Raw genomic sequence first — 20,674 nt, 5'->3', positions numbered from 1 at the left:
GTTGCGCAGATATCGATACCCATTGCCCGACCCAGGCTAGTACCGGGATCGGGATGTAGTCGGCCTAGGCGTCCGTTCCAAGAATCCACTGTTCCCAGCGCAACCCGCAGCAGGCGTGGCAACAAACCTCCATGGACGCCCGCCAGCATAGTCCAGCGAACGCTCATGATGGGCTCGCTCCTGCCTTTAGCGCGCAACCACAGTTGCGCCCGTAGCGGACCCCATTGCTTCCTTCACGGTCGAGGGATAGCCCGCATTGGTTGTAGCCTGGGCGAGAGCCTCCGCTGTAACCGTGCTGTCATCGAAGTTGACAGTTGCCGTCGCCGTACCGCCGCGTTCGACGACCGCGACCTGGTTCACGCCGGGCATGCGAGAGAGCACCTTCTTCACAATAGGGGCGCAGGTCACGCAGCTTACGTTCTCGACCTGGAGTGTAGCGGTACGTGGAGCAGCGATTGCTGCACCGGCGATTAGCAAGATTGAAGCGGTCACAGCAGCTCCAAGTGCGGTCTTCATTATCTATTCTCCTTGTTGTAAGAACGATCGGTCATAGGATCAGAAGTGCGATGTAGGGAAAGGTTGCGGCCGCAATGACGAGGAGCGCCGCCGTCCAGAGGCCGATCTTGGTCATCCGGCTCGAACCTGGGCGGGCACAGGCACTTCCGTCCGCACAGTCCGCGACCGGTTGGCGGTAAACCCGCCAGAAGCCGAACCCGAGGAACGCCAGCGCGGCGATCAAGAAGATCGGCTGATAGGGCGCGAGCGCTGTCAGATTGCCGATCCAAGCCCCGCTCACCCCAAGGCTGAAAAGTGCCAGCGGTAGAATACAGCAGGACGACACTCCAAGCGCGGCGAGGAGACCTCCTGCGGCCCACAATCCCTGCCTCCGCCGGGTCGTCTCATCTCCGAGATTACTCGTCACACCCGACGGCCTTGGTCTCACTAATTCATTCATCCCGATTTCTCCTTCGATGGATACAAGATGGGGCCTGTACCACCTACAGGATCAAGCTCGATTTTATCACATGCCCGTGACGGAGTTCGCCGTGCGCTTTGCTGCTAGCACGCACGTTTAATTGCTGTAGCTGCTACAGGGTCAAGCGAGAACTTCTTACGGGTTTGTGAGGTCACAAACGAACCAGGCCCGAAGGGCCTGTTAGAGCTGTGGTGTGAATAGCCCACTGGCTTTAACAAAGACGCCGAGGATGCTGGTCGCCAATGAAGAGCTATCGCCAAATTTTGGTGACGGCCGGGCTGGTCAGGCGGCGGCGGTTGTGGGCTGATGGTCGCTCGGCTTGGCGATGACCTCGATCCCATTGCTGAATGTCACACCGAGAACGAGTTTTGGCAACTGGTTGTCTCCGTCGAGTCGGCGCCAACTTTTCTGCGCGCCCTCGACCAGTTTGAAGACCATTGCGAGCGCCGTCTTGTTGGATATGCAGCCCTTCGATCGGATCGTATGCGGGGTCCGCTGTGCTGAACACATGTACGAATTCCTTGAGGCGCCGTCTCAAAAAACCGTGTTGGTTGTTCCGAAATTTTCCCTTTGATCCTGTATTTGCTACAGCGACGCGGCGGTCGTAGAACGTATCAGACAGCGAGGTTGGTCGTAGACCCGACGTCCCTAGCCGAGATTGGCAGAGGAGTCCGCGTCGGCCATGTCGTGCCGCCACGGCGTTGCTTCAGCCGCCGTCATGGAAGCCTGGATAAAGCGACATGCCGCCGTCGATGAACAAGGTCGTTCCAGCGACATAATCGGACGCGTCGGAAGCCAACCACACAGCCGCTTTCCCGACATCTTCAGGCTGCCCGATTCGACCATAAGGGATCAGCTTCAGTAGCTTCTGCTCCGCCTCGGGCGTCTCCCATGCATGGCGGTTGATACTTGTTTTGATGGCTCCAGGAGCTATGCCGTTCACCCGGATGCGCTTTTCGGCAACTTCCTGCGCGAGGCTTTTCATGAGGAGCATCACTCCACCTTTGGACGCGGCGTAGTTCGCGTGCCCCGCCCAGGGTATCAGCTCATGGACAGAACTGATGAATATAATCTTCCCCGCGGCAGGTGAGACGTCGGCATCGATCTTTTGGTTTAGAAAATGACGAACTCCCTCACGAGCCGTCAAGAATTGTCCGGCGAGATTTATATCCATTACGCTCTGCCATTGATCGATAGTCATTTCGGCAAATGGGGCATCTTTCTGAATGCCAGAATTGCCGACAACGATATCGACCCTGCCGAAAGCACGAACAAATTCGGAAAACATCTCACGAACCTCAGGCTCCTTGGAAACGTTAGCCTTGAGTACGATAGCGTTGCCTCCTTGTTGCTGGATTTCGTCGACAATGCTTGCGGCCTTTTCCGGTTGGGAATGGTAATTAATTCCAACGGCGGCGCCGGCAGTAGCAAAGCTTCGGGCGATGGCTGCCCCAATGCCCGATGCCGCACCTGTGATGATGGCATTTTGACCCGCCAACGGCCGAGAAGGATCGTGTGTCAAGATCACTCCTGTCATTCGCCTAATCCGATCGCGCGATCGATGCTTACAGCATGTCGCCGATGTCCGAAGCGCCCGTCGGATAGGCGAACATGGTGGTTTTCAAATCAGCAGCCGTGAGGCCATGGCGGATAGCCAAGCCGAATATATTGATCACCTCATCCACATGCGGACCGACCAGATGGGCCCCAAGAATGTGCTCGGTACCCTCCTCGACCAACAACTTATAGCCGTACACGCGCTCAGCAACGCGCCGGGCCGTATACCAATTTGATGTCTTCTCGCTTTTCACGCGGAATTTCCTGCCGCTCTCGCGAGCCCGCTGCTCACTCATTCCGACGGCCGCGATCGGCGGGATCGTGAATGCGACGCTGGGTACACCGCGATAGTCCGGACGGTGGAGATTGCCTTCCAGGAGATTGCCGACAACCACCTTGGCGTCGTGACTCGAGACCGGCGTAAGGGGCGGACCTTTGGCGGCGGCATCCCCTGCCGCATAAACGGCAGGATTTGAGACGCTCTGGAGAAACTCATTAAGTTTGAGGTGACCGTGCTCGTCGCGATCAATTCCGGCCGCTTGAAGATTGAGGTGCTCGAAATCCGGAATGCGCCCGGCCGCATGCACGACGAGATCGGCTTCGAAGGTTTGCTCGCCGTTCTTGGTGTTCGCGCGGACAACGAAGTTCGAACCGTTCTTCTCGACGGATTCAACAACATGCTTGGTCCGAACGTCGATTCCCACGCGATGAAAGCTCTCCATTAACCCGCCCACCAGATCAGCATCGAATTGCATGAGCATGCGCTCGCCGCGCTGAAGAACCGTGACCTTGGCGCCGGCTCGCGCGGCAATATGGGAAAACTCCGCTGCAATGTAGCCGCCACCGACCAGCACGATTCGGTTTGGCAATTCGTCCATCTCGAGAAACTCCTCGTTCGTGATGAGGTGCTCCTCTCCGGGAAATCCGAGCGGGACGGGTCGCGCTCCGGTCGCGATCAGGATGTGCTTGGCTTCTAGCCGATTTCCGTCCACCTCGACTGCGTTCTGGGATACGAACCGGGCCGCGGCACGATAGGTGTCGATTCCACTAGCTTCGTAGCTCTTTTGCTGTTTGCTCGGAACAGGACCGGTGAAAGTGCGCTTGAACTCCATTAGGTCGCGCCACGCGATCCGCGCGTCTTCTGCAACAATGCCGCGCCCGCTCATGCGTCGAATATCGTCGATGACCTGAGCGCCCGTGATCAGCATCTTCTTCGGGTCGCAACCGCGAAGAGCACACGTGCCGCCAAACGGCCTGTAATCAATTACGGCGACTTTCCAGCCGGCGGAAGCAGTGCGGTGACTGGCGACCATCGCGGCTGTCCCTGTGCCGATGACGATCAGATCGTATGCTTTGGTCATGCGAAAACTCCTAATCTGTTGATGTTGATCGATCGCCGTCATTCCAGAAACGAGGCAGCACGGAACGCCTTGATGTCTGATGCGGTTTCGTGGCGCGACGCGCAAGGTTTTGCAGTCCGCCCGTTACTTCGGCGGCGCGACGGACGCGCTCGGCATAGATGCTTGCAAGCGCACCCTCTCCGCCCTTTTCATAGACCTTGAGATTGACCGCGCTTCCGATCAAAGCGAGATGCGTGAAAGCTTGAGGGAAGTTTCCAAGAAAAACATCGGTGGCAGGATCAATCTCTTCCGGGTATAGACCTACCTCGTTAGCCTTGATCAGCAGACGCTCGAACAAGGCTCGTGCCTCATCAGCGCGTCCTGTAAAAAGCAGCGCGTCCACAAGCCAGAAACTGCAGATGAGAAACGCACCTTCGCCGCGCGATAGCCCGTCGCGCGCCAGATAGCGCCAGACGTAATCGCCATTCCGAAGCTCTCGTTCGATTGCTTCCACGGTGCGCGCGATGATCCCCCGGTCAACCGGTAGCCCGATCGTGGGGGTCAGCAGCAAGGCAGCATCGGTTGTGTCAAAGCCAAAGGCTTTTGCGACGACGGACATAATCTAAGCCCTGTAGCCGGTACAGGTTCAAGGACGAAATTTGTCGCCGCGAACACAGTCATGTGAAGCGGACTCGCACCTGACCGTAACCCAAGGAACGAAATCGCACCGGCGCGCTCGGCACGGCGGTTCCGACCTCGTTATCGGAGCGGACGGTGATTCGGCGGAGCCGGAATGCCTGCTGCTTCCTTGCCGGGCAACCCCGACCCTCTGCCAGCGAAGAAGCGCGTAAGCGGCAAGCGCCAGTAACGGTCGCGCCTGCCACCTCGGCGAAGTTCAACCCACCCAACCAGCCCGCATTCCACAAGAACCGAGCCGAGGACGACCGGATCCAAGTTGGCGCAGGGCGACCAGCGGCACAATCAGTGCAGCAGTAAAAGCCGGCAAAAGGATTTTTGTCTATGACGAGATAAAGTGCCTATCGCCCGCTGGAGCGAATCAATTCGGGACAAGCTTCAGCAGCGGCACGGTATCCTCGACACCCCGAAGCCTATGCGCGCCGACCGATTGAAGACCGGCAACCGCAAATTGTCGGGCAAAGGCCTCGGTAAAGAGATAGTCGGCCCCAAGCACGCGCGTATACTCAAGACAGCGCTGCGCCACGTTCACGGCGGTTCCAATGATCGTGAAGTCGAGGCGCTCGCTAGAGCCGATGTTGCCATAAAGAACTTCACCGAAATGCATACACAATCCGTGGTGTAGCGGCGATTCGTTCCTTGCCGTTCGGACTTGATTAAGCTCTGTTAATCGGCCTCGGATAGCGTGCACAGCGGCCATTGGCGCCGGTTCGGGGTCGTCCGGCACATCCACGGGAAAAAAGCCGAGCACGGCATCGCCGATGAACTTCAGGACGTAACCGCCGTGCTGCTCGATCGGAACGACTAGGCAGTCGAAGTAATCGTTGAGCAAACCTACGGTCTCCTCCGGTCCAAGGCGTTCTGTAAGCGACGTAAAGTCATGCAAGTCGGCGAACAGGATCGCAGCCTTCACCAACTCGCCGTGGCCGGCGCGGATTTTCCCGCGCAGAACCTGCTGGCCAGCGTTCCGCCCGAGATAGGTGCTGAGTGCCGTTTCCACCGTCTCAAGTGCCGCGGAAGCGCTCTAGGACAATGGCAAAGAGGCCCGTCAGCCGTTGAAAGTCCCTGATGGCTGCGTCTTGGAACCCACCGGCTCGCCGCGTTGCGACTGACTGCGTATTGACGGTGCCGTCTTTGAATAACAGCGGGACAATAAGATAGTCGGTGTACCCCGCATCTCGAAGTTCGCCATATAGGTCGCATCGATGAGCGGAAACAGCCTGCAGATCTCGCACTCGCAGCTCGGTACGCGATGAGTGAACGCGATGGTCGGGAGAATCGAAGTAGCCCGGGCGGTTCTGGAGGCCGTGCGGCCACTCGACGGTACGGACTTTGTCCTCCGAGGCCTCCCAGAGGTAAGTCCGGGCTCTGAACGCGGGATGCAGCGTCTGCAAGCTGACGAATACCCGCTCAATTTGTGGTGCCGTGCGCGCGAGAAGCGCTCCGGCGTCCTGCAAAAATGTTTGCGCGTTCGATCCTGGTCCCGCACTGGAAATCAAAGCGAGGACGATCTCTGCCATGTCGAGTGAGCACGCATCCTCAGCCATCGCACCTCTAAACCTGTTGTCAACTCCTAACCCACGCAATTGATGCCGGTTATTAGCTCGTCTGCAACGGCGGTCTTCGAGGGTTCAGATCTCGTTATCGGAGCGTGCGGCGATCCGGCGGAGTGGATGTCTGCTGCTTCTCTGCTTGGCAAACCCGGGTCCTCCGCCAACGAAGAAATGCGTAAACGGCAACGGCCGCGCCTGCGGTCGCGCCTGCCACCTCGAGGAAGTTCAGCCCACCCAACCAGCCGGCCACTCCACCAAGAAGCGAGCCGAGGACGAGCGGACCGAAGCAACAGAGGGCAACCAGCGGCGCAATCAGAGCAGCAGTTACAAATCCAGCATAAGTTTTCTCACTCATGACAGCATCACCATCTTCCTGACGAGCATCTGGGCTAACCGCCAGTGGCGCCGGTAAATACCCGGCACTCATTGAAAGGATTTCGGCGCGGTCGACGCAGCCTCAAACGTCATGCTAGACTCTGTAGTAGCTACAGGTGCAAGCTATTTTGTCGAGGTTTGCTCGTCCCGTTGCAGCGCATTCCTTGCCAGCTCACGCTCAAATGATTATGATCTGTATCGACTACAGGTTATAGGAAAAGGCAGAATGTCCGACAAAACCACCACGCGCGACCAACTTCTGACCCGGGGCGGACTAGCCGTCCGAACCGGCTGCAACATTGAGACGATCAGGTATTATGAGCAGATTGGCGTATTGCCGCCGCCGCGCCGCACCGAGGGTGGCCATCGGCTCTATGGACCAGAACTCGTCAAACGGCTGAACTTCATTCGGCGAAGCCGGGAGCTGGGGTTTACACTTGACGAAATCCGCGAACTGCTTCGCCTCGTGGACGGCCACAAATACACATGCGCGCAGGTCGAGACGCTGGCACTTGAGCATATTCGCGAACTCGGTCGCAAGATTTCCGATTTGAAGAAGCTTAAGAGGGTGCTTGAGATCATGGCTGCGCAGTGCACCGGCAGCAAGGTACCCGAATGCCCCGTGATCGACGCGTTATTCGAGACGCGGACGCGGGCACCACTTCAGAGCCAGCGCTCCTAATCGTGACCTATCATCGCGCGATCGACGCAGAAGGACGGGCGACCAGTCTTTCGTCAGGACGGTATTAGAATCTGTCCTCGCGGGATATATGGCGACCGCCACTTACGATTCGAGTCGTGTCGCGGGGGATGAGCGCTGGCTTCACAACGATGGACGAAGCCCTAAGTGATGGCCTCAACCTGCCGTGCCGGCGATGCCCTTCAGGCTTGGATCGCGGCCGGCGCCCACCATGCAGCCCATCGCCATGAGGCCGGGATTCCCGCTGCATCAGTGATGGTGTGGATGACGCCCACTCCCGGCATCGATGTGCCAAAGTGTGATCGTTATCAGATCCACTGATGGGAGCCATCCACAATGCATCCTACCATAATCGGTCTCGATCTCGCCAAACACGTTTTCCAGATTCACGGTGTCGACGGCACGGGCCACGTCGTCATCCGCAAGAAGCTTCGACGATCGGAGTTAGTCGATTTCTTCACAAAGCTCCCGCCCTGCCTGGTCGGCATGGAAGCCTGCGGGACTGCGCACTATTGGGGACGCGAATTGTCTGCACTCGGGCACGAAGTGCGTCTGATGCCGGCGGCTTATGTCAAACCTTACGTCAAGCGCGGCAAGAACGATGAAGTCGACGCCGAGGCGATCTGCGAAGCGGTCACCCGGCCGACGATGCGTTTCGTTTCAATCAAAAGCGCCGAACAGCAATCGATCCTGATGCTACATCGGACACGCGATCTCTTCGTGCGCCAGCGCACTATGCTGGTCAATTCGTTGCGGAGTCAGCTTTCCGAATTCGGCCTCATTGTGCCTCAGGGAATATGGCGTCTCAACGAACTGCACGAGCTCGCACAGCGCGCATCTCGCTCCGTATTGCCGGAAACTGCCTGGGAGTGCTCGGAGTTGATTGTGGCTCAAATCGAAGATTTGCAAATGCGCATCAAGGCGATCGAAAAATCGATCCTCGCCTGTCACCGTGCCAGCGAAATTAGTCTCAGGCTTCAAACGATCCCCGGCATCGGTGTCATTACGGCAACCGCTATTGCCGCCACCATTGCCGATCCCGGTGTGTTCAAGTCCGGCCGTCACTTCGCGGCCTGGATTGGCCTGGTACCGCGACAGTTCGGATCCGGCGGCAAGGTGCATCTTGGTCGGATATCCAAGAAGGGCGAACCATACTTGCGCAAGCTGCTCGTTTTGGGCGCTACGGCCGTGGTCCGCTACGCAAAGAACAAGCCAGCGTTGGCGGCGTGGATCAATGCGCTGCTGGCGCGCCGACCGGCACGCGTCGTGACCGTCGCGGTTGCCAACAAGCTCGCGCGCATTGCCTGGGCCGTGATGAGTCGGGGAGAGACGTTCCGTCAAGCCTCTTCGGCAATCGCATGAGCTGATTGAGCAAGCGCATCCGAGATAGTCGCCGCAAACGAATTGGTAGGAGCGATGACGACGTAATGGTAAGGGGTCGAGCCCGAAGATCAGGAAAACCCGAACCTGTGCTTGCGCATTGAAGCGCGTCACTGTTATTGGGACTTGGTCAGCGGACTGCCATTAGGGCCATGCGGTCAAAACGTGCCGCAATCAAAGGCCGGAGAGATGACCGCAACCGACCAACACGCCGAAACGTCGAAAAAAGTTCTTGCCATGCGGACGCCATCCATCGATGCACAGGTGTGCCCCTCACGGAAGTCAACAAGGATCAACGTTTACATCTGCTGACTATTGTTGACTTCCGTCAGCTCGCTCCAAGCTCTGTCGTGAACACGTGGACAGCGAAGGCGAAGTTGACCGAAGACGCGCCGACTTTGAGTGAGGGCAATTTTGACATTCTGGCATTTTGGCGAGTTTAGACTCCCCGCTTCTTCAGCGAACCGAGTGTATGGTCGGAGTCCTTCTATCAGCGAGCGGGTCCGGCAATAGAAAGCCGGATTGGCAAACAAGAACGACGTTGCCGTTCAATCATTCGATACTCCATTGAAGCACCAACTCGATGTCTTCAGAACCGAGTTCAGGCCACACACGATCGTAAGTTCGGTCGAACGGCCGGCCGCGGACGAACAGGTTGGCTCAAGATCAGTCCGGTTTGCACCCGCTATCGGGGTTTGGCATTTTGGCAGTTGAGGGAAGATCGCTGCCTGGCAATGAAAGAAGGCAGATGCGGAACTTTCTCGACCAATCTTCCCTGCCTAAGCCCTTATCTCGGGGTGTTGCCCGGTAGGGTCGGGTCCCAGCCAGGTAGCTATGGGTTGTCGCGCGAATGGCGCGTGACCACACCAGGGACCGCACAGCTGCGGAAAGCACGATGAAAGTCCTTTACTCTGCTGGCACCAACCACGACCCCATTTACCGACTTACCGACCGCGGCTTCGTTTTCGCCACCGAAATCGTCAATCTAACTTCGAACGCCAATCTCAACATCTCTCAGTGCGCTGCCTTGGCCGCAAAAGTCGGGCGGTACTTGCCAGGTCCAATTCACGTATTCGCGGACCGACTGACGCGGAATCTGGCCTGCGTCCGCACCAACCCCGGTCTCTTTGCTTTTGCGCCGATGAACTTATTCGAGGCGGAACACTGCTGCGCAGATGCCTCCACGCCGCGATTTGCAATCGGACCCTCGCTGTCGCGATACGGCTTTCATGAGGTCTTCGAAATCGTTTTGCAAATCCAAGTTGAGATCAGCTGTACCGCCGGCGAAGGTGACTTCATGCTGCAGATTGATCAGGTGGAGTATTGGATCACGATGAATAAAAGTGGGCTCAGCATCGTCGCTGACAATCGCTTAGCGTGTCATGACCAGTCAGGCGTTGAGGCCAGCCGCATGTGGTTGAAAGCAAAGCTCGAGGCGCTCGCGTTGAAGGTGGCGGATTAACCCCGAATGGAAAGTAGATTGATGCGCGCGGCGTCCCCTGCTAACGGCCGGCACATCCCAAATGGCATCTCTTTAGTATCAGGCGCAGCCTGGCTGCGATTTACGGAAATCCGTGGATGTCAAACGATCCCGCGTAGTTGCCGTTTTGGTCTGATCGAGCTTTGGCATTTTTTGTCATTTTGACAACGTCAACCCAGCTTCGTTGGGGGGCGCCCGCTTGCCTTGAGCAAGAATCCGAATATGCGCCTGGTCCTTTGGAAAAAGTATGCACTCGCCAAAATGCCAATATGCCAGAACCTGCCGGAGGCTGGGCTCAAATCAGTCCCGTTGCTCCACATTAACGGCTTTTGGCATTTTGGCATTTTGGCAGCGGGGGTACCCCTCGGCGATGAAAGAAGGCGAATACAAAATTTTCTCGCCCAATCTTCCTGCCTGAGCCCTTATCTCGGGGTGTTGCCCGGTAGGGTCGGTTTTCAGCCGGGTAGCTGTGAGGTTTGTCGCGCGAACGGCGCGTGACCTCACCAGGGACCGCAGAACTGCGGAAAACAATATGGCCAAACAAGCTACCCCCAAAAAGCAGCAGAAACTCGACCAGGCCAATGTGGACGAATTAGGGGTAGATGACCCCATCGTGATTGGTTCGGCGGAGGCATCGGGCGCGGAGCGTCCCGGTGCCTCCAGCACCGACGAGTGGACGAATTTCGATCCCTCGTTTCTGTTGCCGACGACGTCGCCGGCCCCACGCTTCCCGGTTGACTCATTGCCGGCGAATCTTCGCTCGCTGGTTGTAGATTTCGCGGAGGCCCGCTTGCTCTGCGCCGACTATATCGCTGGCTCCATCTTGACCGCGTGCTCGGGGGCGATCGGCAACCGCGCTCGCCTTCTGACATTCGACGGCGATGCAGAGCCCCTAGCGGTGTTCACCGGCCTTATCGGGCCGCCATCGGTCGGAAAATCGCTGGGGATCAGTGTGGTTGAACGGCCTCTTCTTGCAATCGAGCACGAGATGCAGAAAGCGCACGGGTTGATGCTGAAGGGGGCCGAGCACAAATTCTTGGAGAAATTCGACCAAAAGCTGCGCGAAACCGTCGCGCGGCGCTTGTTGCTCGAAGGCATTCCGCTGGAGAACGAAACTTCCGATGGAGATGGTGTCGTCGCGGCGCCCGGCATCATTCTCTCGGAGTTCAGTGGCGCCGGCCTCCTGGATGAACTTCGCACCGGAATCGATGGCCGCATGATGCTCTCGCACGAACTCAGCGGTGCGCTGGCGTTCGGAGCATCGAATCAAGGTCTCCGGTCGCGCGGCCTCATCCTGAAGGGCTACGATGGCATGCCGCACGTCGTTCGCACCAAGAGCGAAGGAAAGGTTTTCATTCCGGCGCTTCTGGTCTCAATTTTGGGCGCGACGCAGCCGAGCCGTCTTCCTGCGCTGCTGGGCGACGCTCACGATGGATTGGCTGCGCGAACGTGGTGGATCTATCCAGACGTCGAGCCTCGCGTCCAGTTGCCGCGCGCACCCGGGCCTGTCGAACGATTGTCGGCACTCTTGAGCCGTCTTGTCGCGATTGTGCCGGCTTGCACGCAGGAACGCTACTCCGCGCTGGTGCCGATGGCCGCGGAGACGCGCGAGCCGCTGGAAACGGCGGCGCGACGTTGGCTGCAATTGCGGGCCTTGACCGACGGCCTCTACCGCGATTTTGTCGGCCGTGGGGTACAGCATGCAACGCGGCTGGCGGCACTCCTTGCGATCGCCGAGCATATGGCTGCAGGTGGTGAAGGACTGCCGCTGTCTATTGACGCGGGCAGCGTCGAAGCGGCGGTTGACATCGTCGGGAGCTACCTTATGCCGATGGCTGAACGGGTGCTCAACGAAGCGAGCGGGCCGAAAGACGGCGACGCGGCTCGCCTCGCCCGCTTTCTTGCGCGCGGCGGCAAATCCCTTATCAACGTTCGGGCAGACGTTCTGCGGGCGGCCGGCTCGCCCGTGCGGGATGCTCAAACCGCGGTGGAAGCGTTGGAGGAACTCCGCCGGCGCAACGTTATTCGCCCGGTAAAGCGCGGCCCCGCGCAGCTGGGGCGTCCAGCCCAGGTGTTCGAGGTGCATCCCGCTCTGCTGGCCCGCCAGTGGAAGGAGTAGATTTCCGAATTGCCGAGTTTAACACTCGTTGCAGATGCCGAGATAAAGAGAACAAAAGCGCGCCCTTGGGCGCGCTTTTCGTTTGGACGTGCACCACGGCACCGCGGACATCGCGGCTTGCTCGCCACGCATAACACCATGATGATATTTGCCATGCCGAAGGAAAGCCGCTTCAAATTTCTTCCTGTAGTTTGAAGCCTTGAGTTTGGTGATTCTCGCGAGCGGGGCCGAAGGCCCGGCGAGCTCCAGACGCGGATACCCGTCCGCCGCCGACCCGGAAGCCGGATCGGCGGAAATCGAGAAGCCGCGCAACCGGATTTTCGGCCACGCGGCTTCCGTCGTTTAAGCGGCGCGCTCCAGCAACGCTTTGCCTTTAGCTCAAGCCGCGCATCCTGATAAGCCCTACCTCGAGCAGCTTCGCTCCACGCTTCCTCCCCACACTCGGTCGCCCTCATGCAGTTGCACTTCATTTCGCTCGTTGTGGTCAACTCACCTGGGCCTTGCACCCATAAGAGTAGGCCCATGCTGGGCGCTCTGAAGAAGGGCCCCGCCTCCGAAGAGGCGGGGCGGATCGAACTGGCGGCTACTCGCCGTTGCGGCGGGACCAGATCAGTGTGAAGCTGTCGTCGCCCTCACCCTTCACCAGCGAGGCGTAAATCGGGGCGGGGAAGCTCGGATCGTCCAGCTTAACTGAAAGATATTCGCGGTCGCTGTCCCGTGCGGTCTTCTTCCAGGCGGCGCCGAATTCGGTAGAGCCTGCGATGATGCGAAAGTTGGGCGCCTTGTCGTTCTCCGCCTCGGTAGCGACGAACTTCGCCTTGACGTTGAGCGTGAGCGTCTTGACCGATCCGGTGTAGCCGTTGTCCGACGCGGTGAAGGTTCCGATGGTAGCCATGGTGGTCTCCGTTCTGTTGTCGGGCCGCGACCATCGCAGCCTCGATGGCGGTCCTTGGCCCGAGGAGCGATCGGCCCGCAGCCGTCAGGCCCGCAGCGCAGCGAAGGAGGGCGTCAGCCGGCTTATTTGCCTCGCGAGGAATGCCGCTTCCTGGCGGCAGGGGAAATAAGCCGGCGTAGCCCTTGCGGAAAGCGATCGAGGCGCAGCCGTCCCTCGGGCTTGATCCGTCCATTCGAGGTTGCGTGGGACGCGCCCATCAAACTGACCGATGCAGACCACCATGACGATTGGCATCTTCACCGCAAAGGACATGACAGCGCCCGGTCGCAGAAAGACTTGCGCCGCATCAACGGAAGGCGATGGCGCGACCCGAAGAATGACGGCTCACGAATTCGCATTGACGCGCCCGTCCGGGCGAGCTGGACCAAAGACCCACGGAGCCAGTTCGCATGATCGATTTCAGGGATGATCGATACCCGCGCCATCTACGCCTCGCTGGCGGAGGGTGTGGGCATCGACCAACCGGCGCGTATATTGCGACGCCGAGGCACGGTCAGCAGGGACGCGCCGTCCTCCAGGCGGATTTAGCGGTGCTGGCCACGATGCCCTTGCCTGATAGGCTTCAGGTCGGAAAAGTGGACGGCTTTCCAAAAATGAGACCAATCAATGCCGTGTACATCCTGAGATTGGCCGCACGCCATCAGGCGCGCGGCCAAATTTTCGACAGTCGTGCAAAAAAAGCCGGGACCGTGTGAGCGGTCCCGGCCATGCCGATCACTCGGCAGCGACCGAACATACGTCGGGGTCTTTCACTTTCGCTATAGCCGGTTGTTCGGCGGGCTCTCGCTCCGCGTGCGGTGTCCGCATCAACGACGGCAGCCAACCGATCGTTGCGAGCAACTGCTCGGCAGCCTCAGCCATGTCCGGCTTCTTCATGTTCGCCATGCGGTCCGCCGCCTCGGCGCTCACGCTTTCCCGCACCGCTTCGAGAATGCGCGCCTTGGTGATGCGCCCGAAATAGGTTCGAACGGTCGGTCGCCAATAACTGGTCATATCGAGGGAAACGGCTTCGGCCAACCTGTCGGCCGTTGCCAGCGCACGCGGACGATGATCGCGCGGCAATTTGACCGCGTTGATCGTCAGGGCTGTGCAATGGGCGAGGATCGCCATCCGGCTGTTATAGTCGAGAGCGACCACAAAGGCCCAGAGGTCGGCGACATCACGCGGCAACTGGACTGCCCAGCGCGCGTGGCGATCCGACCACGCCCGGCCTGCTTCGGTATCCTCAATCCCGCCCGCATGGGAGCCCAGGAATAAACTTGACGGCCGGATATCGAGGACATTGGCCTCGGCTCCCCGGTAAAAGGTTTGAGCCAGCAATGCATGGGTGATAGCAACCACCGCGACATCGGGTTGCTCGGACAATGCCAGACGGAGGCCAAGGCTACGGTAGGCCGTGAGTTCGGCAACCAGACTGTCCGAAAGTCCGGCATCGGATTCAGTATCGTCGTCTGTGGTGGCCTGATCCTCTCCGTCATCTTGCATGCGGTCCTCGGTCGACACCTTCTGACGATTGTCATCCCCGGGACGAATGAAGCCCCGTTCGACGCGAACTTCACCATCGTGATTGAGAACCACGAATGCGCCGCCGCAAGCGATGTCGTCGGCCTCAAAGGCGTAGCGCAGCGCCTCGTAGCGTTCGATTTCGGTTTCGAGCTCTCCGAAACGGCCATCGACCGCTTCGGTCAGCTCCTCGTCACTTGCATGTTGCTTGGTCAGAATGTCGAACTCCGCCTGCGCGGCTTGGTAAGCAGCTTGATCCTCCGCTGAAAGTTCGACCTCTCGGGGATAGACGCGCCGCAGGCCGTGGCCATGCGGAAAATCAAGGTTGGCTTCCACCCACTTCCAACCCACATCCTTCTGCAACGCCGCCGCAACTTGTTGCAGCTTTTCTATGGCAAGCCGGTCTAGCAGCGTTGCATCCTCGAAATAGCCGCCGCGATCTTCTGTAAAGAGATCGCGCAAAATTGTCCCGCCCGCCTCAGTGTAGGCCTCATGACCGACGAAGATCGCACGACGGTCGGTGGCGGCGACGTTGGTTTCGGTCAGCATCCGGCGGATGGTGACGGGATCGCGGCTGTACGACAGCCGACCATAGATCGTCTCCTGCCGGGCATGATCGTCGATCAGGGCGAACGCGACCAATTGCTCAAAGCCCATCTCGCCACCGCGATAGGCGTCGATCAGGCGGGGTGACACGGTACTGAGCCGCAGCCGTTGCCGTACCACGTGCGGCGTGACGCCGAACCGGGCGGCAATTTCCTCCGCGCCAAAGCCGCGTTCATCGGCGAGCTTCTTGAAGGCCTCGAACTGGTCGGCGGGGTGCATGTTCTCACGCGTGACGTTCTCATCGAGACTGATTTCGAAGGCGTCGTTCGCGGTATCGATGACGCAGCGGATCGGCTCGGTCTTCTTGATCTGCTTGCGCTTGACGCGAAGGAGCTGCGCCAGTCTGCGGCCTTCGCCGATGGTGACAAAATAGAACCCGGTTGCCGCACCATCCGTATCCAGTTCCGGCTCGACGACAAGGTTTTGCAGGACGCCTTTAGTGGCGATGCTGGCCGCGTAGGCTTCGATGGACGCTTCGCTATGCGGCGTCTTGCGGGCATTCTTTGGGGACTTTTTGAGCTTGTTGAGGGGAATTAGAACTTCCGCGCCGCTTGCGGCGGCGGTTTGAACTTTCTTGGCAGACATGATCGATCTCCATTAAGGGCTGGGTGCAGAGCGCACCTCGCGCCTGCAGCCCTGCCCGTCGGCGAGACCGGGGTAGCAAGGGCAGGGGCGGCCGGGGCGGAGGGGGATCACCCGGCCTGCACAAGCGGATTCCGATAGTGGCGGATGTCTGGTCTTGACGTCAGCGCGGAAGGTTGGGGAGACCGCCCCGGCCGGTCCCGAACTTCCGGGACTTCACCCTTGCCCTTGCGAGGGCGGAGCCCTTCCATGTCCTTTTGCAAGTTAAACGACGTGCGAAATCCTCACCGTGCCGGAGGCGCGGCGATTAAGACGATCTATCCCCTGTTGAGTCGAGAGCGAAGCGCCGATGCGACCGTCGATCAATCATCCATTCGCGGATTGGCACCCGGCATGAGCGCTGTTCGTCGCGACCTACCTCTGACTTAGCAGGGGCATCGCATTGACTCGGACCACTGGGCTGTCGTGGATTGCCCGAGCTCTCAAAGAAAGAGAGGGCGTCTGTGCCGAAGCGAAGCGAAGCCCGCAATTCACTCGTTTAGAACTTTCGGATAACCCGGACCGTGCAGTCAAGTGTCTTACGTCGTGCGGCTATCGAGCCCCGACCGGCGAAACCACATGCTTGGGCCGCGCGGGGTGCGTCCGCAAAGGCCCGAACCATCGTAGACCTATGAGGACCCGTTCGGCGGCGCGCGACGCTTCGTGCGGACATCCGAGAGCTTCCTGGACAGCTCCACCAGCTGCGCACGAACGCCGCCCACAACGGGATCTCCAGGCTTTGCCGCTCGATCGGCGACAGTGAAGCAGCGTTGCGCATGATTTTGGCAATTTGGCATTCTGGCGCCGCGCTCAAGCGAAGAGCGCGCTGAACTGATCGCGCGAGTTTACTGATTGAAATCGAAGCGTAGCCACACGAAGCATTTTTCGCGTACTTTGAATCGTGCCAACAACGAGACTGTCAATTGACATCAAATTGATCGTCACTACCTCTGATGCAATCAACGATAGCTGAAGAGCAACATCATGCGCAGCGAGCTACAGCATCTGGTCAAGAACTGGTCGTTCGATATTCCGTTCGAGCGTTCGGTGCGCGCGCACTATTTGGCGCTGCAACAGTTGGAGACGTCCGGATTGACGTGGGTGACCATTGCTGCTGCATTGACGCAGGCAGGAGCACGGCACAAAAATGGTCGACCGATCTCAGCTCGCCAGATGAATTCAGTGTTTCTGCGCATCCGGAAGGCCCACCTAACGAATCTTGCCGGAGCGGCTTGTTTAGAGATCGCGCCTCGTGCGCGATCAATCGAGGACAAGAGCGAGCGTCCCACGCATCAGACGCAAGTCAAATCCGCTGGCGAGACCATCGAGATTGCGACAGCCGCCATCGCGGCGTCGCCTCAGAGCGCTGTGACGGGTTTGGCACAACGGCTGGCCGAAGCTCGCAGGCTGCGTGAGGCGACCCGCATAGAATATGACGACTGATTTCTACTGATCGAAAGTTGCGCGATGAAGAAGGCTAAGTTCGTGTTGCCGCCCAACACCAGCACTTGAATCGGAAGCCCATGACGGACTTTGAAATTCTGCTCCTCATCAACGCGAACGAAACGGCGACGAAGGCCCTGTCTTCCTTTACAGACGCATTCAAGTCTGAATTGACCGACAATGGTTACCGTCCTCACGATAAGGTCGATGGCGTGGCAGCGAACGTGAAACCGTTGATCGCGTTCTATCTGGCGAATGCCCTTGCCTGGGCCACCGATCGTTCCGGCCACGTCAGATATAAGCGGTCGCCCGGCGACGATGCGCAGCCACCTTCGCAGGTCGATAGGAGAGTGATCACGGAGCTGCAATTCCTTGCGGAATTCATGTCCAAGCCCCCGGAGAAATCTCGGGTGAAGGGACGCACCAGCATTTCGCTATATGCCGTCCGCGAACTCCAGAAAGGAGCTGTGCTTGGCTCAGGGGTGGTGTCGCACGCCCAAAAGACTGATCTAGCCGAGCAGATGACTCCCAGCATCACTTCTCTCGGTCTGGGCGGCCAGCTCATGTTGCTGCCTCGCGACGGATCGGTATTCGGCTTCGACGCCCCCGGGATGATCACCGATGACAGTTCCAGTAACGCCCGCCTCGTCGACCGCCTTACGGCCCGCGCAGCGGACGCTGGAGAAACGTCGCTTCTAAAGATTACTCCGGTGAGATGGGAGCTTAGCCCGGCAGTCGCAGAAATATTGCTTAGCAGCACTCGGACTCATCGCGGGAGGCACGTCTGCTTGCGTGATGTGAAACGGCGTCTTGACGACGATGGACGACGAAATCTTGCCTTTTGCGCAGGCCAGGCGATGCAGTTGCTGAAGATTGCATTTCAGATGACGGAGCCCGGCGACGTCCGTCATTCCAACAAGACGGTCGAGCAGTGGCTGCACGCGCCGCCACTGAGCCGATTCATCGTTGGCGTATTCGAGCTTTTGACGCCGACGCTCGGCGTTCCCTTCGATGAGATCAGGCTCGCTCGAAACATTCCACGGACCAAGGATGAGGTCGCGGAAGGGGAAAATTTCGACCGACTCACGAAGTCAGCGTGGGATCTAGCGAGCGCTGGCCATGAGTGCGCCAAGGCGATCGTCAAGGCGATCCCGGAGCTGCACGGAACCGATCTCGATATTGGTGTGGGCCTTATGGAAATCTCCGAAGGGGAGCAAAGAAAGGGTCGCCAGGATCGAAAGGCGAGCGGCCGCCCAGAAACAACCGAAGAGATCGAATCCAGATTGGCGGCTGGACGGGATATCCTCATCGCAAAAATCTGGTCTTTACGACATGACATGCTGACCTTGCGAGGATATGCCGTGTTTTTCGATTGGTATAGCGCCGCTCTGATGGAGCCGCTACCTCCGCTTCTCTTTTGCGAATTTCTGCGTCAGATTTTCAACGAGATTCAGGATTGGCATCGCGAACTCGAGGCGCGCTACAAAGAAGGTATTCTTTACAAGCGCGACATCAAACGTCATGCGGGCGGAATGCCGCTTGACGTTCCCGAACTTGCGCCACTGGTGCAGCGTCACACGCTTGAGATGATGGAATATCCACTTAATCGCGGCTACGGGGCGGCGATGAATCAAGAGATCATTCAATCGCTTTTGACCTCCCTGAGCGCGAAACATCGGAACGTTTTGAACATCTGGGAACAAGTAACAGAACTGGTCGATCCAATTCCGGTGGCTGAGCCAGCATAATTAACTGTTTGGCTGGCCTACGATCTTTTTTGTTTCCTCCGACCTTATCCCGGGATGCTACCCGGTAAGCCCTCCTGCCGATGTTGTTTGCTCCTGATGCGCGCCATTTCCGCGCTTCAGGAGCACAACTATGACGACCAAGACCACTCCCATCATTCAGAGCGGGCCTCGTGCGGACAAGAAGACGATCGCCGCGCATACCGATTTGCTGAAAACCGCTGGTGCGACCGTCATTTATACGATGGGACCGAAGGGCGGTATCGGCAAATCCTTGACTGGACGCCTGGTCATCGACGGCGCGATTGCTGCCGAACAGCAGGTTCGCATCGTCCAGATCGATCGGGCTCCGACCCTGCCGCTTCTCTATCCGGACAAGGCCATCACGATCGAGGCGCCCGGCGTGGAGGAGATGCGGAGCGATTCCCTCGCCGCGATGCGGGTGTTCGAGCCGCTCGAGGAAATGGTGCTGTCGATTGCCAAGTCTGAGGCCGTCGGCGTGATCGACGTCGGCGCCGGCCAGAACCAGCGGGCATTTTTGAATTTCGTTGCCCGGGCCAGGTTCGACCGATTCTTGGTCGACCAGGGCGTCCGTTCGATCGCAATGGTCTTGATGACGGCAGATCCCAGTGCGATGGCGCAGAGCGCGAACCTGATCGGCGAACTTCAGCTGGTCCATCCGGCCGCGGAGATCGTCCCGGTCCTCAACTTGCGTGACGGAGGATTCAAATTCCTCGCGGGCACGCCGGCCCATAAAATCTACAACGATCGAATCGCGCCGCTGTTAAAGGACCGCCGCCGCGTCACGCTGCCCGCCATTGCCGCCGGCGCATGGCCGTTGTTCGAGGCCGCCGGGATGACCTTTACGGAAGCGGTCATGGCGGATGAAGCGGCGCTCATCGCCAGGCTGGGGATGTCCCGCCTGATGGTCACTGCGCTGCAGGGCGACGTCAGCGAATTTCTCTCCGTCGTCTGGCCGCGCCTTGGTGCCATCGTCGGCTTCACCGTGGGAGGGTTCGATGCCGGCCGCTAAGGCAGCGCTCCCGAGCGAGCTCATCAACCGCCTGCGCGAAAACATCGCGCAAGGCAAGGCCTCGCGGGAAACTCTGGGGCTGAAGCTCGCCGAACTGTCGCCGCGCGAGATCTCCAAGCTTCCACGCTCGGTGTTGACGCGGATCGGGCCGGAGGGAGTCGCGACGATGGCACGCGTAGCAGCGGGAACCGACGACGCATTGCCTGCACCAAGGCGGGCTTCGGTACGCATCCAGTCCCGCGAGTCGACCAGCGGGCCGCCGCCGCTATGGCTCGTCTGCAGCGCTGCTTCGTTGCTCGTCATTGCGCTCACGATCCTCGCCGGCACGATCGATCGGCCGCTGCGATGGGGACTCTTCCGATCCGGATATCAGAGCGGTGACGCCATGGGCCTCTGCAACAGGCTTGATCGCTGGACCGAGGACTGCAGCTACATCGTGACCGCTCCAAGTCTCGGTCTAGCCGATATCGAAGCGCGTCTCGCGCGCCACCAAAATTCGTTCAGCATTCCGCACACGATATTGCACGCCGATGGCTCGCTGCCCCTCGGCACCGTCATCCACGTCAACCGCAATTCAGAAAGGTAGTAGATC

General features: G+C 59.1%; 18 protein-coding genes and 1 pseudogene. 9 read left to right on the top strand and 10 right to left on the bottom strand.

Features of this window, described 5'->3' with window-relative positions; genetic code table 11:
- Positions 1-186: 186 nt before the first annotated feature.
- The 8 genes and pseudogenes from BN32_RS00745 to BN32_RS25500 form a co-directional block, all read right to left on the bottom strand.
- Positions 187-516 (bottom strand): cation transporter, encoded by a 330-nt coding sequence (locus tag BN32_RS00745; RefSeq protein ID WP_019195320.1) that lies wholly within the window; start codon positions 514-516, stop codon positions 187-189.
- Positions 517-547: 31 nt separating this feature from the next.
- A complete protein-coding gene (locus BN32_RS00740) occupies positions 548-955 on the bottom strand; it encodes a mercuric transporter MerT family protein (protein WP_040425287.1) in 408 nt (135 codons plus the stop codon).
- A gap of 303 nt (positions 956-1,258) precedes the next feature.
- Positions 1,259-1,459: pseudogene (locus tag BN32_RS00735) on the bottom strand (IS256 family transposase); the annotation flags it as partial.
- A 223-nt stretch (positions 1,460-1,682) separates the two neighbouring features.
- On the bottom strand, positions 1,683-2,513 hold the full coding sequence (locus BN32_RS00730; protein WP_019195317.1) for a glucose 1-dehydrogenase: 831 nt from the start codon (positions 2,511-2,513) through the stop codon (positions 1,683-1,685).
- Between the two features lie 28 nt (positions 2,514-2,541).
- Positions 2,542-3,894 (bottom strand): dihydrolipoyl dehydrogenase family protein, encoded by a 1,353-nt coding sequence (locus tag BN32_RS00725; protein ID WP_019195316.1) that lies wholly within the window; start codon positions 3,892-3,894, stop codon positions 2,542-2,544.
- Positions 3,895-3,904: 10 nt separating this feature from the next.
- A complete protein-coding gene (locus BN32_RS00720; protein WP_019195315.1) occupies positions 3,905-4,492 on the bottom strand; it encodes a glycoside hydrolase family 15 protein in 588 nt (195 codons plus the stop codon).
- A gap of 438 nt (positions 4,493-4,930) precedes the next feature.
- Complete coding sequence (locus BN32_RS00715) at positions 4,931-5,569, bottom strand: adenylate/guanylate cyclase domain-containing protein (protein WP_019195314.1); 639 nt, start codon at positions 5,567-5,569, stop codon at positions 4,931-4,933.
- 4 nt (positions 5,570-5,573) lie between these two features.
- Positions 5,574-6,116: a hypothetical protein gene (locus BN32_RS25500; RefSeq protein WP_019195313.1), complete on the bottom strand. Its 543-nt coding sequence runs from the start codon at positions 6,114-6,116 to the stop codon at positions 5,574-5,576.
- Between the two features lie 607 nt (positions 6,117-6,723).
- On the opposite strand from BN32_RS25500, the gene BN32_RS00705 reads away from it, so the two are divergent.
- From BN32_RS00705 to BN32_RS00690, 4 genes are all read left to right on the top strand, one after another.
- Positions 6,724-7,179, top strand: coding sequence for a MerR family transcriptional regulator (locus BN32_RS00705; RefSeq protein ID WP_019195311.1), 456 nt, complete (start codon positions 6,724-6,726; stop codon positions 7,177-7,179).
- A gap of 354 nt (positions 7,180-7,533) precedes the next feature.
- Positions 7,534-8,559, top strand: coding sequence for an IS110 family RNA-guided transposase (locus BN32_RS00700; RefSeq protein ID WP_019195310.1), 1,026 nt, complete (start codon positions 7,534-7,536; stop codon positions 8,557-8,559).
- Positions 8,560-9,472: 913 nt separating this feature from the next.
- A complete protein-coding gene (locus BN32_RS00695) occupies positions 9,473-10,039 on the top strand; it encodes a hypothetical protein (protein WP_156946930.1) in 567 nt (188 codons plus the stop codon).
- A gap of 550 nt (positions 10,040-10,589) precedes the next feature.
- Positions 10,590-12,176: a DUF3987 domain-containing protein gene (locus tag BN32_RS00690; protein ID WP_019195308.1), complete on the top strand. Its 1,587-nt coding sequence runs from the start codon at positions 10,590-10,592 to the stop codon at positions 12,174-12,176.
- Between the two features lie 583 nt (positions 12,177-12,759).
- On the opposite strand, the gene BN32_RS00685 is transcribed toward BN32_RS00690, so the two are convergent.
- A complete protein-coding gene (locus BN32_RS00685) occupies positions 12,760-13,071 on the bottom strand; it encodes a DUF736 domain-containing protein (protein ID WP_019195306.1) in 312 nt (103 codons plus the stop codon).
- A gap of 449 nt (positions 13,072-13,520) precedes the next feature.
- Between BN32_RS00685 and BN32_RS00675 the strand changes: the two genes are divergently transcribed.
- Entirely contained in the window at positions 13,521-13,826 is a 306-nt protein-coding gene (locus tag BN32_RS00675; RefSeq protein WP_019195304.1) for a hypothetical protein, read from the top strand.
- A 19-nt stretch (positions 13,827-13,845) separates the two neighbouring features.
- Here the strand turns inward: BN32_RS00675 and BN32_RS00670 are convergent, their stop codons facing one another.
- Entirely contained in the window at positions 13,846-15,825 is a 1,980-nt protein-coding gene (locus BN32_RS00670; RefSeq protein WP_019195303.1) for a ParB/RepB/Spo0J family partition protein, read from the bottom strand.
- Between the two features lie 1,020 nt (positions 15,826-16,845).
- Here BN32_RS00670 and BN32_RS00665 point away from each other — a divergent pair.
- The 4 genes from BN32_RS00665 to BN32_RS00650 all read left to right on the top strand — a co-directional run bounded on the left by BN32_RS00665 (position 16,846) and on the right by BN32_RS00650 (position 20,668).
- Positions 16,846-17,304 carry a hypothetical protein gene (locus tag BN32_RS00665; RefSeq protein ID WP_019195302.1) on the top strand — a complete coding sequence of 153 codons (459 nt, stop codon included), beginning with the start codon at positions 16,846-16,848 and terminating at the stop codon, positions 17,302-17,304.
- An 80-nt stretch (positions 17,305-17,384) separates the two neighbouring features.
- The gene (locus BN32_RS00660) at positions 17,385-19,052 is read left to right on the top strand and encodes a hypothetical protein (RefSeq protein ID WP_019195301.1); all 1,668 of its coding nucleotides are present in this window, start codon (positions 17,385-17,387) and stop codon (positions 19,050-19,052) included.
- 241 nt (positions 19,053-19,293) lie between these two features.
- Positions 19,294-20,082, top strand: coding sequence for a hypothetical protein (locus BN32_RS00655; protein ID WP_156946929.1), 789 nt, complete (start codon positions 19,294-19,296; stop codon positions 20,080-20,082).
- Positions 20,069-20,668 carry a hypothetical protein gene (locus BN32_RS00650; protein ID WP_019195299.1) on the top strand — a complete coding sequence of 200 codons (600 nt, stop codon included), beginning with the start codon at positions 20,069-20,071 and terminating at the stop codon, positions 20,666-20,668. Before BN32_RS00655 ends, BN32_RS00650 begins: the two co-directional genes overlap by 14 nt.
- The last annotated feature ends 6 nt before the right edge of the window (positions 20,669-20,674 follow it).

The organism is Afipia birgiae 34632 (assembly GCF_000308295.2).
Taxonomy (GTDB): domain Bacteria; phylum Pseudomonadota; class Alphaproteobacteria; order Rhizobiales; family Xanthobacteraceae; genus Afipia; species Afipia birgiae.
Note: the sequence above shows the minus strand (reverse complement) of the source record. Positions and strands in the feature narration are given on the sequence as shown.